The organism is Quadrisphaera sp. KR29 (genome assembly GCF_052644995.1).
Genome location: NZ_JBQXXG010000022.1, coordinates 1 through 15,383, shown reverse-complemented (window position 1 = coordinate 15,383; position 15,383 = coordinate 1). Strand labels below are relative to the sequence as shown.

At 75.9% G+C, this 15,383-nt stretch carries 14 protein-coding genes, 2 tRNA genes and 1 riboswitch; of the genes, 11 read left to right on the top strand and 5 right to left on the bottom strand.

The genetic code is table 11. From position 1 onward, the window contains the following. Positions 1-11 precede the first annotated feature (11 nt). Positions 12-85 (bottom strand) — tRNA-Pro (locus ACUN9U_RS16190). A 113-nt stretch (positions 86-198) separates the two neighbouring features. On the opposite strand from ACUN9U_RS16190, the gene ACUN9U_RS16185 reads away from it, so the two are divergent. Further along, positions 199-269 (top strand) — tRNA-Gly (locus ACUN9U_RS16185). Between the two features lie 67 nt (positions 270-336). Here ACUN9U_RS16185 and ACUN9U_RS16180 read toward each other — a convergent pair. The 3 genes from ACUN9U_RS16180 to ACUN9U_RS16170 form a co-directional block, all read right to left on the bottom strand. Beyond that, positions 337-1,593: an acyltransferase family protein gene (locus ACUN9U_RS16180; RefSeq protein ID WP_445486049.1), complete on the bottom strand. Its 1,257-nt coding sequence runs from the start codon at positions 1,591-1,593 to the stop codon at positions 337-339. 94 nt (positions 1,594-1,687) lie between these two features. Then, positions 1,688-2,686, bottom strand: a complete 999-nt coding sequence (locus tag ACUN9U_RS16175; RefSeq protein ID WP_445486048.1) for a M48 family metalloprotease — start codon at positions 2,684-2,686, stop codon at positions 1,688-1,690. Between the two features lie 11 nt (positions 2,687-2,697). Further along, positions 2,698-3,069: a BlaI/MecI/CopY family transcriptional regulator gene (locus ACUN9U_RS16170; protein WP_445486047.1), complete on the bottom strand. Its 372-nt coding sequence runs from the start codon at positions 3,067-3,069 to the stop codon at positions 2,698-2,700. Between the two features lie 369 nt (positions 3,070-3,438). Next, positions 3,439-3,536: riboswitch (SAM riboswitch) on the top strand. A 5-nt stretch (positions 3,537-3,541) separates the two neighbouring features. Here ACUN9U_RS16170 and ACUN9U_RS16165 point away from each other — a divergent pair. From ACUN9U_RS16165 to ACUN9U_RS16155, 3 genes are all read left to right on the top strand, one after another. Then, positions 3,542-4,390: an ABC transporter ATP-binding protein gene (locus ACUN9U_RS16165; protein WP_445486046.1), complete on the top strand. Its 849-nt coding sequence runs from the start codon at positions 3,542-3,544 to the stop codon at positions 4,388-4,390. Positions 4,391-4,520: 130 nt separating this feature from the next. Beyond that, the gene (locus ACUN9U_RS16160; RefSeq protein WP_445486045.1) at positions 4,521-5,588 is read left to right on the top strand and encodes an aliphatic sulfonate ABC transporter substrate-binding protein; all 1,068 of its coding nucleotides are present in this window, start codon (positions 4,521-4,523) and stop codon (positions 5,586-5,588) included. Continuing rightward, positions 5,585-6,442, top strand: coding sequence for an ABC transporter permease (locus ACUN9U_RS16155; protein WP_445486044.1), 858 nt, complete (start codon positions 5,585-5,587; stop codon positions 6,440-6,442). The genes ACUN9U_RS16160 and ACUN9U_RS16155 overlap by 4 nt, the downstream gene beginning before the upstream one ends. A 4-nt stretch (positions 6,443-6,446) precedes the next feature. Here the strand turns inward: ACUN9U_RS16155 and ACUN9U_RS16150 are convergent, their stop codons facing one another. After that, on the bottom strand, positions 6,447-6,902 hold the full coding sequence (locus ACUN9U_RS16150) for a hypothetical protein (protein WP_445486043.1): 456 nt from the start codon (positions 6,900-6,902) through the stop codon (positions 6,447-6,449). A gap of 49 nt (positions 6,903-6,951) precedes the next feature. Between ACUN9U_RS16150 and acs the strand changes: the two genes are divergently transcribed. The 7 genes from acs (at position 6,952) to ACUN9U_RS16115 (ending at position 15,267) form a co-directional block, all read left to right on the top strand. Further along, positions 6,952-9,027: an acetate--CoA ligase gene (gene acs, locus ACUN9U_RS16145; protein ID WP_445486042.1), complete on the top strand. Its 2,076-nt coding sequence runs from the start codon at positions 6,952-6,954 to the stop codon at positions 9,025-9,027. Between the two features lie 146 nt (positions 9,028-9,173). Next, the gene (locus tag ACUN9U_RS16140; protein WP_445486041.1) at positions 9,174-10,580 is read left to right on the top strand and encodes an O-acetylhomoserine aminocarboxypropyltransferase/cysteine synthase family protein; all 1,407 of its coding nucleotides are present in this window, start codon (positions 9,174-9,176) and stop codon (positions 10,578-10,580) included. 3 nt (positions 10,581-10,583) lie between these two features. Then, positions 10,584-11,111, top strand: coding sequence for a CoA-binding protein (locus tag ACUN9U_RS16135; protein ID WP_445486040.1), 528 nt, complete (start codon positions 10,584-10,586; stop codon positions 11,109-11,111). 129 nt (positions 11,112-11,240) lie between these two features. Further along, the gene (locus tag ACUN9U_RS16130) at positions 11,241-12,059 is read left to right on the top strand and encodes an amino acid ABC transporter substrate-binding protein (RefSeq protein WP_445486039.1); all 819 of its coding nucleotides are present in this window, start codon (positions 11,241-11,243) and stop codon (positions 12,057-12,059) included. A 30-nt stretch (positions 12,060-12,089) separates the two neighbouring features. Next, positions 12,090-12,752, top strand: a complete 663-nt coding sequence (locus ACUN9U_RS16125) for an amino acid ABC transporter permease (protein ID WP_445486038.1) — start codon at positions 12,090-12,092, stop codon at positions 12,750-12,752. After that, positions 12,749-13,522: an amino acid ABC transporter ATP-binding protein gene (locus ACUN9U_RS16120; RefSeq protein WP_445486037.1), complete on the top strand. Its 774-nt coding sequence runs from the start codon at positions 12,749-12,751 to the stop codon at positions 13,520-13,522. Before ACUN9U_RS16125 ends, ACUN9U_RS16120 begins: the two co-directional genes overlap by 4 nt. 107 nt (positions 13,523-13,629) lie before the next feature. Beyond that, entirely contained in the window at positions 13,630-15,267 is a 1,638-nt protein-coding gene (locus ACUN9U_RS16115) for an FAD-dependent oxidoreductase (protein ID WP_445486036.1), read from the top strand. Positions 15,268-15,383 lie beyond the last annotated feature (116 nt).

Below are 15,383 nucleotides of genomic sequence, written 5' to 3'. Positions count from 1 at the left end.
ATCGCCGCTCGTCGGGGTACCCGGATTCGAACCGGGGGCCTTCCGCTCCCAAAGCGGACGCGCTACCTGGCTGCGCCACACCCCGTGCCCAGCGGACGGTGTGAAGGCTACGCGCCCGGGGCCGCGCGCCGTGCCGCTACGCTCGTGCCCGCGCCGCCGTCCACGGCCCCGTCTCGCGGGGTGGTGACCGGCGGTGGTGCGGGCGTAGCTCAATGGTAGAGCCCCAGTCTTCCAAACTGGCTACGCGGGTTCGATTCCCGTCGCCCGCTCGAGCAGGTCCTCAGAAGGCGCCAGCAGGTCCTCCGGGGCTCCGCGCCCTGCCCCGCCGCGGCGGCGTCAGGCGAGGAGCACCGCGGCGACCGAGGCGCCGACGGCGACGGCCGTGGCCGCCGCGCCGAGCACCAGCCCGCGCACCGGGCCCGCGAAGCGCGCGGACGTGCGGAACGGCTGCTCGACCACCGCGAGGGTCAGCGCGGCCAGCGGCCCGGCCACGAGGAGCTCGAGCGCCAGCAGCGCCGGCCAGCCCGACAGGCCGAGCGCCTGGCCGGCGAAGACCACGGGCACGTGCCACAGGTACCAGGAGTAGGACGCGCGCCCGGCCCAGCGCACCGGCCGCCACGCCAGCAGCCGGCCCGCGCCGCGGCGCTCGCCGCCCAGTCCCGGGGTGCCCGCGGCGACGACCGCCGCGGTGGCCAGGGTCGGCACGAGGGCCGCCCAGCCGGGGTAGGCCACGCCGCCGGTCCAGGCAGCGCTCGTCAGCACCACCAGCAGCGCCCCCCAGCCCGCGGCCGGCGCCCAGCGCCGCAGCGCGCCACCGCGGCCACCCGCCGCGAGCCGCAGCAGGCGGGGCGTGGCCAGCGCCAGCAGCGCGCCGGTGGCCAGCTGCCAGGCGCGCGTGGGGGTGGCCAGGTAGGCCAGCGCGGGCCAGACGGGCGTCAGCAGCACCGAGCAGGCCAGCGACACCGCGACCACGGCGCCGGCGGCCACCGCCACGGCCCGCCGGACAGAGCTCCCCCGGCGCCGCGCCGCGGCCAGCGCCAGGAGCACCAGCGGCGGCCACAGCAGGTAGAACTGCTCTTCCACCGCCAGCGACCAGTAGTGCAGCAGGGGGCTGGCCTCGGCCTCGCCCGACAGCTGGACGGGGTCGGCCAGTCCGGAGCGCCAGTTCGCCACCTGCAGCGCCGCGGCCAAGCCGTCACGACCGGTGCTGGCGAGCAGCTGCGGCGCCAGCGCCCCCGTGGTCGCCAGCGCGACCACGAGGACGACGACGGCCGCGGGCAGGATCCGGCGCGCCCGGCGGGCGTAGAACGCGGCCAGGCGGACGCTCCCGGTGCGCTCGACCTCGCGCACGAGCAGGCCGGTGATGAGGAAGCCGGAGATGACGAAGAAGACGTCCACGCCCAGGCGCCCTCCGCCGGCACCGGGGACGCCCGCGTGGAAGCAGAGGACCAGGCCGAGCGCCACGGCGCGCAGCCCCTCGACGTCGCCGCGGAAGCCGCTCCCCGCGGCGCCGCCCGGACCCGGCGGCGGCACCGGCACCACGCGGAGGTGGGCGCGGTGGCGCGGGCGGGCGGCCGGTGACAGCTGGTGCACGACATCTCCCCCGATCTACTACTCGCAACGTAGTAGTACATCGGGGGTGACGCCCTTCACGACCGGCGCGGCCGCTGCTCCGGACGGGTGACGGCTACGGGGTGAGCTCCTCCAGGGCGCGGTGACCCGCCTGGTGCACGAGGTGGACCGAGGCCAGCCCCTCCGCCTCCTGGCCACCGCTGCGCACGTGCTGGAGGACCTCGGCGGTGTCCTCCACGGCGTGGCCGCCCGCGGCCACCAGCAGCGCCAGGCACAGCGCCCCGGCGGCCAGCAGCGGACGGCCGCTGGAGGGCCGGCGCGCCAGCAGCGCCCGCACGCGGCGGACGACGTCGCCCTCGCCGCCGGCCAGGGCGACGCTGCCCCACGCCGCCCTGCCCTCGAGCGCCGTGCGCACCAGCCCGGCGCGGGCCACCGCGCGCGCCACGAGCGGGCGGTCACCACCGAGCGCCGCAGCGGCGGCCTCGTCGGCCCACCGCTCGCTGGCGTACCGCACCGCCGCGGGAAGGCCCGCCAGCAGGGGGTCGAGCGCGGCCGACCACGCGGTGGCGGCGCGCAGGAGGTCGTGGTGGTCGTGCAGGTGGGCGCGCTCGTGGGCCAGCAGGGCCGCCTGCTCCTCACCGGGCAGGGCCTCCAGCAGGGCCCGGGACACCACGACGCGTCCTCCCCGGCTGGGCAGGGCGAAGGCCTCCGCGCCGTCGTCGACGACCACGACGCCCCCGACCCGCCCGCCCAGGCGGGCGCACAGGTCGTCAGCCGCCCGCAGGGCCAGCGCGCGGCGCCGGTGCAGCGCAGCGGCGCGCAGCGCACCGGCCAGCAGCACGGCCACGGCCACCAGCGAGGCCTGCTGCGGCACCGGCACGTGGTGGGCGAGGCGGCCCGCGTCGTACGCGGCCCGGGCGGCGACCGCGGGCAGCTGGGCGACCAGCACGACCAGGTGCAGCAGCAGCACCAGCGCGGTGGTCAGGGCGCAGCCGACGGCGCACGCGGCGAGCACCACCGTGGCGGCCCGGGGCGGGCACCGGCGCGCCACCGCCGGGGCTCCCAGCGCGAGCAACAGGCTGGCGACCAGGGGCGCCTGCAGGGCGTAGACCACCGCCTGCGGCCTCAGCCGCGCCGCTCGGCGTCGCGCAGGAGCCGCTCGAGCACGGGCACGTCCTCCGGGGCGAGGTCGCCGACGAAGCGGGCCAGCACCGCCTCGCGGCGCTCGCTGGACTCCAGGGTCCGGCGCATCCGCGCCGCGGCGACCTCGGTGGCGTCGGCCACCCGGTAGCGGTGCGCCCGCCCGTCGCGCTCGCGCAGCACCAGGCCCTTCTCGTGCAGGCGCGCCAGGGTGGTCATCACCGTGGTGTAGGCGAGGTCCCCGGCCAGGCGCTCGCGCACCTCCGCGGGGGTGGCGGGGGCTCCTGCGGCGCCCAGGGCCGCGAGCACCTCCCGCTCGAGGTCACCTCGCCCGCGCCGCGCGCCTGCCGTCACCACACCGCCATCATGCCTGCTCAGCGGCCCAGTCCTCCAGTGGGACGACCTGCGTGGTCGGCCCGTCCAGGCTGGCGGCGTCGAGCAGCGCCTCGAGAGAGGCGATCAGCTGCTCCGTCGCGGTGTCCACGTCGGCGAGGTTGTCGGGCGCGCGGGGACCTGTCCACCGAGCAGCACTCCGACCGGGCGACGCGGTCACCGGCGCGGGCGCGGACCCTCCCCCGAGCGGACGCCGCGGGGGCACGGGCCGTCACGGGCCGCAGCCCCCGGGCGAGCACCCGGCCCGGACCGGGACCGGCCCCGCAGCCGCCGCGGGGCTCCGCGGGGGACCTGGAGGGCCGACCTGCCCCGCGGACCCCGTACCATCGGGCCCGACCATCCCGAGCGGCCGAGAGACCTGGCTCAGCGACGCCGCAGCAACCACCCGAGGTGCTCCCTCGGACCGGTGCTACCGCCAGGACCGATGGAGGCCGTCGTGTCCAGCGCCGTCAGCGCACCCTCGCGCACCCGCACCGGGGCCGCCGCCCAGCCCCCGCACCCCTCGGCAGCCGGTGGGGCCGGCTCGCCGGTCCCCGTCCGGCTGGAGGGGGTCGGCCGCCGCTTCGGGGACCACGTCGTCCTGGAGGGCGTGGACCTCGACGTCGCCGCAGGAGAGGTGGTGGCCCTGCTGGGCCCCTCCGGGTGCGGCAAGTCGACGCTCCTGCGCGCGGTCGCCGGCCTGGACTCCCCCGACGCCGGCCGGGTGCTGCTCGACGGCGGCCCGGTGCGCGACCACGACCCCCGCTGCGCCGTCGCCTTCCAGGAGCCGCGCCTGCTGCCGTGGCGCACCCTCGCCGGCAACACCGCCCTGGGGCTGCCGCGCGGCACCCCGGCGCAGGAGGGCCGCGAGCGCGTGGCGGCCCTGCTCGACGTCGTCGGCCTGTCGCGCTTCGCCGGCCACCGGCCGCGCAGCGTCTCAGGAGGCATGGCGCAGCGCGCCGCCCTGGCGCGGGCGCTGGCCCGCCGCCCGGGCGTGCTGGTCCTGGACGAGCCCTTCGCCGCGCTCGACGCGCTGACGCGCCTGACGATGCAGGACCTCCTGCTGGAGGTGCTGGCGGCCACGCCCACCACCGTCCTGCTCGTCACCCACGACGTCGACGAGGCCCTCCACCTGGCTGACCGCGTCGTCGTCCTGGGCCGCCCGGAGGGCGCTGCCCCCGAGGCCGGGGCGGGGGTGCTGCGCACCACCGCCGTGCAGGTGGCGCACCCCCGCGACCGCGGTGACGCCCACCTGGCCGCGCTGCGCGCCGAGCTGCTCGAGCTGCTCGGGGTCCCCCGGGCCTGAGCCCGGCACGGTCCCCGCCCCCGCCGCGCGCCGCGGCCCTCGCACCACCCCTCGCAGCACCCCTGACCCGTCCCTGCCCCTGACCCACCCCGTGCCCGCCCGCACCTCGACGGACCTCCGGAGGCCCCCCGTGCCCAGCCCCGCCCTGCCCGCCCACCCCTCCCGCCGCTCCCTGCTGGGGCTGCTCGCCCTGGCCCCGCTCGGCGCCGCCGGCCTCGCCGCGTGCGCCCAGGGCGAGGACGCCTCCGGCGCGGCGCCCGCCGCGGCCGCGGGCAGCGCCTCCTCCTCGGGGAGCCAGCAGGCGCGCACCCTCACCCTCGACTTCGCCACCTACAACCCGCTGAGCCTGGTCATCAAGGACCAGGGCTGGCTGGAGTCCGAGCTCGGCGGCCAGGGCGTCACCGTGGAGTGGGTGCAGTCCGCGGGCTCCAACAAGGCCAACGAGTTCCTCCGCAACGGCAACATCCAGGTCGGCTCCACCGCGGGCGCGGCCGCGCTGCTCGCCCGCTCCAACGGCTCGCCCATCAAGACCATCGACGTCTTCAGCCAGCCGAACTGGTCCGGCGTGGTGGTCGGGAAGGACTCCCCCATCACCGGCGTCGCGGACCTGCGCGGCAAGCGGGTTGCCGCCACCACCGGCACCGACCCCTACTTCTTCCTCGTGCAGGCGCTCGGCACGGCGGGGCTGACGACCTCCGACATCACGCTGGAGAACCTCCAGCACGCTGACGGACGCGCCGCGCTGGACGCCGGCAACGTGGACGCCTGGGCGGGCCTGGACCCGATCATGGCCGCCGCGCAGGCGGAGAGCGGCGCGAAGATCGTCTACGACAACATCGCCTTCAACTCCTACGGCGTCCTGAACGCCCGCGAGGACTTCCTGGCCGAGTCCCCCGACCTGGCCCAGGCGGTCGTCAACGCCTACGAGAAGGCCCGGGCGTGGGTGCCGGCCAACCTCGAGGCCGCCACCGCCCTCCTCGCCGAGGTCGCCGGCATCGACCCGCAGGTGGCCGCGACCACCCTGGGGCGCACGAAGCTCGACATCTCCCCCGTCCCCGGCACCACGCAGGCGGCGGTGCTGGAGAAGATCGGCCCGCTCTTCGTGGCCAACGGCGACGTGGCCGACCAGGCCACGGTGGACGCCGCCCTGGAGAGCCTGTTCGACCCGACCTACGCCCAGCAGGCGGACCCCTCGTGAGCGCCGACCCCTCGACGCTGGACGGGCGCAGCGCACAGGCCCGCGGCCTGGGCGGCTCCGGGGACCCCTCAGCGCCGCGCACCCGGCGCAGCGGGCCGGGGACGCGCCGGCGCATCTCGCCGTGGTGGGGCGCGCTGCCGCCGCTGGCGCTGCTCGGGCTCTGGCAGCTGCTGGTGGCGCTGCAGGTCTACCCCCCGGTGAACCTGCCCGCGCCCGCGGCCGTGGTGCGCGCCGCCGGCGACCTGTGGGAGCGGGGGCTGCTCCAGCAGCACATCGCCATCTCCACGCAGCGCGTGCTCCTCGGCTTCGCCGCGGGCGCGGCGGTCGGCCTCGCCGTCGGCTCCCTGGTCGGGCTGTCGCGCTGGGCCGACGCGCTGCTGCACCCGACCATCGGCGGGCTGCGCGCCGTCCCGTCCCTGGCGTGGGTGCCGCTGCTGGGCATCTACGTGGGCCTGGGCGAGCCGCCCAAGGTCATCCTCATCGCCATCGGGGCCTTCTTCCCCGTCTTCACCACCACGGCCTCCGCGCTGCGCCACGTGGACGCGCAGCTGGTCGAGGCGGGCCGGGCCTACGGGCTGCGCGGGCTGTCCCTGCTGGCCCAGGTGCAGCTGCCCGCGGCCGTCCCGGCGGTGCTGGCCGGGTTGCGGCTGGCACTGGCGCAGGCCTGGCTCTTCCTCGTGGCGGCCGAGCTCATCGCCTCCTCGATCGGCCTGGGCTTCCTGCTCACCGAGAGCGGCAACAACGGCCGCACCGACAGGATCTTCCTGGCGATCATCACGCTCGCGGTGCTGGGCAAGCTCAGCGACGCCGTGGTCGGCCTCTTCGAGAGGTGGGCGCTGCGGCGGTGGGCGTGAGCCCTCACCCGGTCGCCGCGGCGGCAGCGGCGGCAGCGGCGACGACGGCGCCGGCCAGGCGAAGCGCGTCCGCGCGGCGCAGCCGGCGCACCAGCGGCTGCGAGCGGCCCTGCGCGGCCAGCCGCCCGTGGGCCGGCCCGGCCGCCGTCGCCGTGACCAGCACGACGACGACGACCGCGCCCACCGAGACGAGCGCCGCCGCACTGCGCGGACCCGCGAGCAGCACCCACGCGCAGGCGAGCGCCAGCAGCCCGTACACGAGGCCGACCACGGGCGTGATCCGCCGGCGGTGCGCGTCGTGCGCGAGGCGCCACCGGACGGCGGCGCGCTCGTCGTCGTCGTCACCGACCGCCAGCAGCGCCGGGTAGACCAGCGCGGTCACCACCAGCTGGAACCCCAGGTGCAGCGCGGTGGCCGCCACCAGCAGCACGAGCCCCGCACCCTGCGCCCCAGCGACCACACCCCACCCTCGCCCCTGGACCCCGCTCCCGCCCGGAGGACCCGCCCTGATGACCCAGCCGCAGCCCGTGAGCGCCACCCTGACCACCCTGCTGGCCGAGGAGCGCACCTTCCCCGCCCCGCAGGGCCTCGCCCGGGCGGCCAACCTCGACGCCGCCACCGCCGAGGAGTGGCACCGGCGCGGTGAGGAGGACCCGGAGGCCTTCTGGGCCGAGCAGGCGGCGCACCTGGACTGGGACACCCCGTGGCACACCGTGCTGCAGTGGTCCCCACCGCGGTTCGGCGACGGCGCTGACCCCACCGACCCGCTGGCGGAGCTGTCGGTGCCGTCGGCGCGCTGGTTCGACGGCGGCACGCTCAACGCCGCCGTCAACTGCCTGGACCGGCACGTGGCCGCGGGCCACGGCGACCGGGTGGCCACGCACTTCGAGGGCGAGCGCGGCGACACCCGCACGACCACCTACGCCGACCTGCTCGCCGAGGTCAGCCGCGCTGCCAACGCCCTGACGGCGCTCGGCGTGGAGCCGGGTGACCGCGTGGTGCTCTACCTGCCGGTCATCCCCGAGACCCTGGTGACGGTGCTGGCGTGCGCGCGGATCGGGGCGGTGCACTCCCTCGTCTTCGGCGGCTTCTCGGCGGAGGCGCTGCGGTTCCGGGTGGCGGACACAGCCGCCAAGGTGGTGGTGGCCACCGACGGGCAGTTCCGCCGCGGGAAGGCCGTGCCGGTCAAGGCCGCTGTCGACGAGGCGGTCGCCGGCCTCGACCACGTCGAGCACGTGCTCGTGGTCCGCCGCACCGGTGAGGAGGCCTACGCCGGGGAGCCCATCCCGTGGACCGACGGGCGCGACGTGTGGTGGCACGAGACCGTCGACGTCGCCGAGCCGGTCCACGAGGCCGTGGCCTTCCCCGCCGAGCACCCGCTCTTCATCATCTACACCTCCGGCTCGACGGGCCGGCCGAAGGGCCTGCTGCACACCACCGGCGGCTACCTCACCCACGCCCGGTACGCGCACTGGGCGCACTTCGACGCCCACCCCGAGACCGACGTCCACTGGTGCACCGCCGACCTCGCGTGGGTGACGGCGCACACCTTCGCGATCTACGGGCCGCTGCTCAACGGCGTCACGCAGGTGGTGTACGAGGGCGTGCCCGACTTTCCCGCCCCGGGGCGGCACTTCGAGATCATCGAGAAGCACCGGGTCACCACGTACTACACCGCGCCGACGCTGGTGCGGACGTGCATGACGTGGGGCGACGACGTGCCAGCCCGCTACGACCTGTCGAGCCTGAAGCTGCTCGGCAGCGTCGGGGAGCCCATCAACCCCGAGGTGTGGGTGTGGTTCCGCGAGCACGTGGGCGGGGGCAGCGCGCCCGTCGTCGACACCTGGTGGCAGTCCGAGACCGGCGCCACGGTGGTCGCTCCCCTGCCGGGGGCGACCACGCTGAAGCCCGGCTCGGCCACCCGCCCGCTGCCCGGCCTGGACGCCGCCGTCGTCGACGACACCGGCCGCGAGGTGGAGCCCGGGCAGGGCGGCTGGCTGGTGGTCCGCAGGCCGTGGCCGGGGATGGCCCGCACGGTGTGGGGCGACCCGGAGCGCTACCGCGACGCCTACTGGCGCCAGTTCGCCGTGCAGGGCTTCTACGCCGCCGGTGACGGCGCACGCTACGACGCCGACAGGTACCTGTGGCTGCTCGGGCGCCTGGACGACGTCGTCAACGTCTCCGGGCACCGCCTCTCGACCACCGAGGTGGAGTCGGCGCTGGTGGCGCACCCCGACGTCGCCGAGGCCGGAGTGGTGAGCGTCGCCGACGAGCTGACCGGCCAGGCGGTGGCGGCCTTCGTCATCCCCTCCACGCGGTCGGTGCTGGACGACGGCGACGCGCACCCCGCGCTCGAGGCCGCGCTGCGCGCCCAGGTGGCCACCGTCATCGGGCCGGTGGCCAAGCCGAAGCACGTCGTGGTGGTCCGCGACCTGCCCAAGACCCGCAGCGGCAAGATCATGCGGCGCATCCTCGGCGACCTGCTCGAGGGGCGGGCGCCGGGTGACACGACGTCGCTCGCCGACGAGCGCGCCGTCGACGCCGTCCGCGACGGCATCCAGCGCCGCCAGACCCGCCCGAGCTGACCCACCCCCTCCCCCTCAGCGACGACCAAGGACGTGAGCGCCACATCCCCTCGCCCGACCGTCGGTGGACGTGGCGCGGGGTCCCTTGATCGTCGCGGAGGGGGAGGACGGACAGGCCCCAGGACAGCCAGAGAGAGGATGGACGCATGAGCCAGGACACCCCCGGCGGCGCCGCCGTGAACCCCGAGGCGGCCGGCCAGGACGCCACCCCGCAGACCGTGCCCGGCGCGGTCTCCCCCGACCCGCTCACCGAGCGCCCCAGCGGCGAGCGCGCCTGGGGGTTCCGCACCCGGTCGCTGCACGCCGGCGGGACCCCCGACTCGGCGACCGGCGCGCGCGCCGTCCCGATCTACCAGTCGACGTCGTTCGTCTTCGAGGACACCGCCGACGCCGCCAACCTCTTCAGCCTGCAGAAGTACGGCAACATCTACAGCCGTCTGGCCAACCCCACGGTCGCGGCGTTCGAGGAGCGCATCGCGTCGCTGGAGGGCGGCATCGGCGCGGTGGCCACCGCCTCCGGCATGAGCGCGGAGTTCATCACCCTGGCCGCGCTGGCCGGTGCTGGCGACCACGTCGTCGCCAGCTCGCAGCTCTACGGCGGGACGGTGACGCTGCTCGACGTGACGCTGCGCCGCTTCGGCGTCGACACGACGTTCGTGGCCGGCACCGACCCCGCCGACTACGCCGCCGCGATCACCGACACGACCAAGGCCGTCTACACCGAGGTGGTGGCCAACCCCTCCGGCGAGGTCGCCGACCTCGAGGGCCTGGCCGAGGTGGCGCACGCCGCGGGAGTGCCGCTCGTCGTCGACGCGACGCTCACCCCGCCCTACCTGGTCCGCCCGATCGAGCACGGCGCCGACATCGTCATCCACTCCGCGACGAAGTTCCTCGGCGGCCACGGCACCACCCTGGGCGGCGTCGTCGTCGAGTCGGGGCGCTTCGACTGGGGCAGCGGCCGCTTCCCGCAGATGACCGAGCCAGTGCCGAGCTACAACGGCATCCGCTGGTGGCAGAACTTCGGCGAGTACGGGTTCCTCACCAAGCTGCGCTCGGAGCAGCTGCGCGACACCGGCCCGTCGCTGTCCGCGCAGTCGGCGTTCCAGCTGCTGCAGGGCGTGGAGACCCTCGCCCCGCGCATGGAGGAGCACCTGCGCAACGCCCGCGGCGTGGCCGAGTGGCTCGAGGCCGACTCCCGCGTCGCGTGGGTCAACTGGGCCGGGCTGCCCTCCCACGTCCACCACGAGCGCGCGAAGAAGTACCTGCCGCTCGGCCCGAGCTCGGTGTTCTCCTTCGGGGTGGCGGGCGACCGCGAGGCCGGGCGCCGCTTCATCGAGGCCGTGCAGCTCGCCTCGCACCTGGCCAACGTCGGCGACACCCGCACGCTCGTCATCCACCCGGCGTCCACCACGCACCAGCAGCTGAGCGCCGAGCAGCTCGAGGCCGGGGGCGTGAAGCCGGAGCTGGTGCGCATCTCCGTCGGGCTCGAGGACCTCGACGACATCCTCTGGGACCTCGACCAGGCCCTGACCGCCGCCGTGAAGGAGGGCTGACGCATGACGCTCACCGTGGACACCACTCGCACGTGGGTGGGCCCGACCGCCCCCGAGCGCCTCGCGCTGCTGCGCGAGGCGAAGAGCATCGCCATCGTCGGCGCCTCGGAGAACCAGGCCCGCGCCAGCTTCTTCGTGGCGACGTACCTGCTCTCCAGTTCCCCGTACGACGTCTACTTCATCAACCCGCGCGCGACGGAGATCCTCGGGCGCCCGGTCTACCCGAGCCTGGCGGACCTGCCCGTGGTGCCCGACGTCGTGGACGTCTTCCGCCGCCACGAGGACCTGCCGAGCGTGCTCGACGAGGTGCTGCAGCTGAAGGAGACCAGGGGCGGGGGCACCTCGCCGAGCGTCCTCTGGCTCCAGCTGGGCTCGTGGCACGAGGAGGTCGCCCGGCGGGCCGAGGAGGCCGGGATCTCCGTGGTCATGGACCGCTGCGTGAAGATCGAGCACGCCCGCTTCCACGGCGGGCTGCACCTCGCCGGCTTCGACACCGGAGTCATCTCCAGCCGCCGGCAGATCCGCGCCTGATCGAGCGTTGCACCGCGGGGGACGGCGCTCAGCACCGCAGCGCCGTCCCCCGCTGCGCCACCACCCCACCAGCTGCTCCCGCGGACCGTCCGGGGGCGCACCGCTCCACCACCGACCCGGAGGTCGCCCGTGCTCCGCCGCTCCCCCCTCGTCCTGCTCGCCGCCGCCGCCGCGCTGGCCCTGTCCTCCTGCGGTGGTGGCTCCCCGGCTGACGGCATCGTCAGCGGCAGCAGCAGCGCTGCGCCGTCGGGCTCGGCGTCCGGCACGGGCGCCGTGCTGCGCGTGGCTTCCGAGGGCACCTACGCGCCGTTCACCTACCACGACCAGGAGGACGGCGGCAAGCTGACCGGCTACGACGTGGACGTCATCACCGCCGTCGCCGACCGGATGGGTGTGCAGGTCGAGTTCACCGACGTCACGTGGGACGCGATCTTCGCCGGCCTCGAGGCCGGCCGCTACGACGTCATCGCCAACCAGGTCACCGTGAACCCCGAGCGCCAGGCGCTGTACGACTTCTCCACCCCGTACACGACCTCCACCGGGGCCATCATCACCCGCGCCGACGACACCTCGATCACCTCTGTGGCCGACCTGGCCGGGAAGACGACCGCCCAGTCGCTGACCAGCAACTGGGCCCAGGTCGCCACCGACGCCGGTGCCACCGTCGAGGGTGTGGAGGGCTTCGCGCAGGCGGTGACGCTGCTCAAGCAGGGCCGTGTCGACGCCACCGTCAACGACGACCTCGCCGCCCTCGACTACCTCAAGACCACCGGCGACACCTCGGTGAAGATCGCCGGGAGCACCCCCGACACCAGCCAGCAGGCGTTCGCCCTGGCCAAGGGGTCGGAGCTGACGCCCGAGGTCGACGAGGCGCTGGCCGAGCTCAAGGCCGACGGGACGCTCGCGGAGATCTCCCAGAAGTACTTCGGCGAGGACGTCTCCCAGTGACGGCCGCCGCCCCCGGCGGGTGGTGACCCGGTGGTCGACTGGGAGCTGGCGCGCACCTCGGCGTGGCCCCTGCTGCAGGGGCTGCTGCTCGGCACCATCCCGCTGACCGCGGCGTCGTTCGCCATCGGGCTCACGATCGCCGTCGTCGTCGCCCTCATGCGGCTGTCGCCGGTGCGGCTCGTCTCCGGTGTCGCGCGCGTCTACGTCTCGGCGATCCGCGGCACCCCTCTGCTGGTGCAGCTCTTCATCGTCTTCTACGCCCTGCCCTCGCTGGGCCTGACGATCGACCCGTGGCCGAGCGCGATCCTCGCGCTGAGCCTGAACGTGGGCGGGTACGCCTCCGAGGTGGTCCGCAGCGCCATCCTCTCGGTGCCGCGGGGGCAGTGGGAGGCCGCCGCGACCGTCGGCATGGGCTACGGGACGACGCTGCGCCGCGTGGTGCTCCCCCAGGCCTCCCGCCTGGCCGTGCCACCGCTGAGCAACACGCTCATCTCGCTGCTGAAGGACACGTCCCTGGTGTCGGTGGTGACGGTGACGGAGCTGTTCCGGGTGGCGCAGTTCATCGCGGCCCCGACCTACCAGTTCCTCACCCTCTACTCGATGGCCGCCGTCTACTACTGGGTGGTCTGCGTGGGACTGTCAGCCGTCCAGGACCGGCTCGAGGCCCTTCTGAACAGGTACGTGACCGCATGAGCGCCCCGCTGCTCGAGGCCACGGGGCTGGAGAAGAGCTTCGGGAAGACCCGTGTGCTGCGCGGGGTCGACCTGTCGGTGCCGGCCGGGACCGTGAGCGTCCTCATCGGTCCGTCAGGCTCCGGCAAGACGACCGTGCTGCGCTGCCTCAACGCCCTGGAGCGCCCCGAGGCCGGCGCCGTGCGGATCAGCGACGTCTCGGTCGACTTCGCCGGGCTGCCGCAGCAGGGGCGGCGCGCTGCGCAGCGCGCCGAGGCCCGGCTGCGGGCCCAGAGCGGCATGGTCTTCCAGGCCCACCACCTCTTCCCCCACCGCACCGTGCTGGAGAACCTCCTCGAGGGCCCGGTCGTGGTGCAGGGGCGTCCGCGCGAGGAGGCCCGCGCCGAGGCGCTGGTGCTGCTCGAGCGCGTGGGCCTGGCGGGCCGGGAGGACGCGCTGCCCTCCCAGCTGTCCGGCGGTCAGCAGCAGCGCGTGGGCATCGCCCGGGCGCTTGCGATCCGCCCGCAGGTGGTGCTCTTCGACGAGCCGACCTCCGCGCTCGACCCGGAACTGGTCGGCGAGGTGCTCGCCGTCATGCGAGACCTGGCCGAGGGCGGGACGACGATGGTCGTGGTCACGCATGAGATCCGCTTCGCCCAGCAGGTCGCCGACCAGGTCCTCTTCCTCGACGGCGGCGTGGTCGCCGAGCGCGGGCCAGCGGCCCAGGTGATCGCCGACCCGCGTGAGGAGCGCACCCGCCGCTTCCTGCGCCGCCTGCTCGAGCCGCTCTGACGAGCGGCGGGGTGGCGAGCGCCCATGATCACGGCCACCCGCCGTGATCATGGGTCTGCGCCACCTTCGACAGGCGGCACCCGCTCCCAGCGGGTAGTTCTTCGGGGGTGGCTGAAGACACCGACACGACCCCCGACCTCACCCGCGGCGTCCGCCTGGGCGACCTGCCCCTGGACGGCGTCCTCGCCGGCGCCCTCGGAACGGGCGACGACGCCGAGCAGGTCCTGCTGACCCGCTACGTCGACGACGGCGGCGAGCAGCGCGTCACCGCGCTGTCCGCGACCTGCACCCACGTCGGTGCGCCGCTGGCGAAGGGCCTGCGCACCGGGGACCTCGTGCGCTGCCCCTTCCACCACGCCTGCTTCGACCTGCGCACCGGCGAGGCGCTGCTCGCTCCCGCCTACCAGCCGCTGACCCGGTACGCCGTGGAGGTCGAGGGCAGCGGGGAGGAGGCCGTCGTCCGCGTGACGGGGCGGGCCGGCGCGCCGGCGCCCGGGCCGGAGGCCGCCGGCACCAGCGGCGACGGGGCGCTGGACCGCGTCGTCGTCGTCGGCGGGGGCGCGGCGGGATTCGCGGCGGTGGAGCGGCTGCGCCGCGAGGGCTACGCGGGTGAGCTGGTGCTCGTCTCGGCCGAGCCGCACCCGCCCATCGACAGGACCCAGCTCAGCAAGTTCTACCTCGCCGGCGCCAAGCCCAAGGACGCGCTGCCGCTGCTGGCCCGCGAGTGGTACGACCAGCACGGCGTGGAGCTGCGCCTGGGCAGCGAGGCGACGGTGCTGGACACCGACCAGAAGCGCCTGACGGTGCGCGCCGGCGACGGCGCCACGACGGTGCTCGGCTACGACGCGCTGGTGCTCGCGCCCGGCTCGGAGCCGGTCAGGCCCGACCTGCCCGGCTTCAGCCGCGACGACGTGCGCCTGCTGCGCACCCTGGAGGACGCCGACGCGCTGCTGGCCGCCGTGGGTGACGCCCCCGAGCAGCGCCGCGCCGTGGTGCTCGGCGCCGGCTTCATCGGCCTGGAGGCGGCCGCGGTGCTGCGCGAGAAGGGCGTGGACGTCACCGTCGTGGCCACCTCCGAGGTGCCGCTGGCCCGCCAGATGGGCGAGGACGTGGGCCGGGCCGTCCGCGCCGCGCACGAGGCGGAGGGCGTCATCTTCGTCACCGGCCGCGCCGTGCGCTGGAACGACGGGGTGCTCGAGCTGGAGGACGGCACCAGGGCCCCGGCCGAGGGCCGCGCGGACCTGCTCGTGGTGGGCACGGGCGTCACGCCACGGCTCGACCTCGCCCGCCGCGCCGACCTCGAGCTCGCCGACGACGATGAGGGTGGCGGCGTGGTGGTCGACGCCCGCGGGCGCACGTCGGCGGACGGCGTGTGGGCCGCCGGTGACGTGGCCGCCTGGCCCGACGCCACCACCGGCCGGCGCCGGCGGGTGGAGCACTGGGCGCAGGCGCAGCGGCAGGGCGCCGCGGCGGCCCTCGACGTCCTCGGCCGCAGCCAGGACGGCGGCCTGGCGGAGCCGGCCTTCTTCTGGACCAAGCAGTTCAGCCGCCAGTACCGACTGGCCGGCGAAGTTCCGGACCTGTCCGGCGGCGAGGGCAGCGGCAGCGCAGAGGTCGACGGCTCGCTGGCCGGCGGCGACGCCGTGGTCCGCTACCGCGACGCCGACGGCCGGGTCACCGCCGTGGCCGGCGTGGGCCGGGACCTCGAGGTGCTCCGCCTGGAGGAGGAGCTCCTGCGCCCCTGACCCCCGCCCCCTCGTGATCATGGGCGTGCGCCCCCCCGCGGGGGGGGGGGGCGCCCCCAAGAACGCGCCGGGGGGGGGGGAGGGGGGGGGGGCCCGGGGGGGCCCGGGGGGGGCGA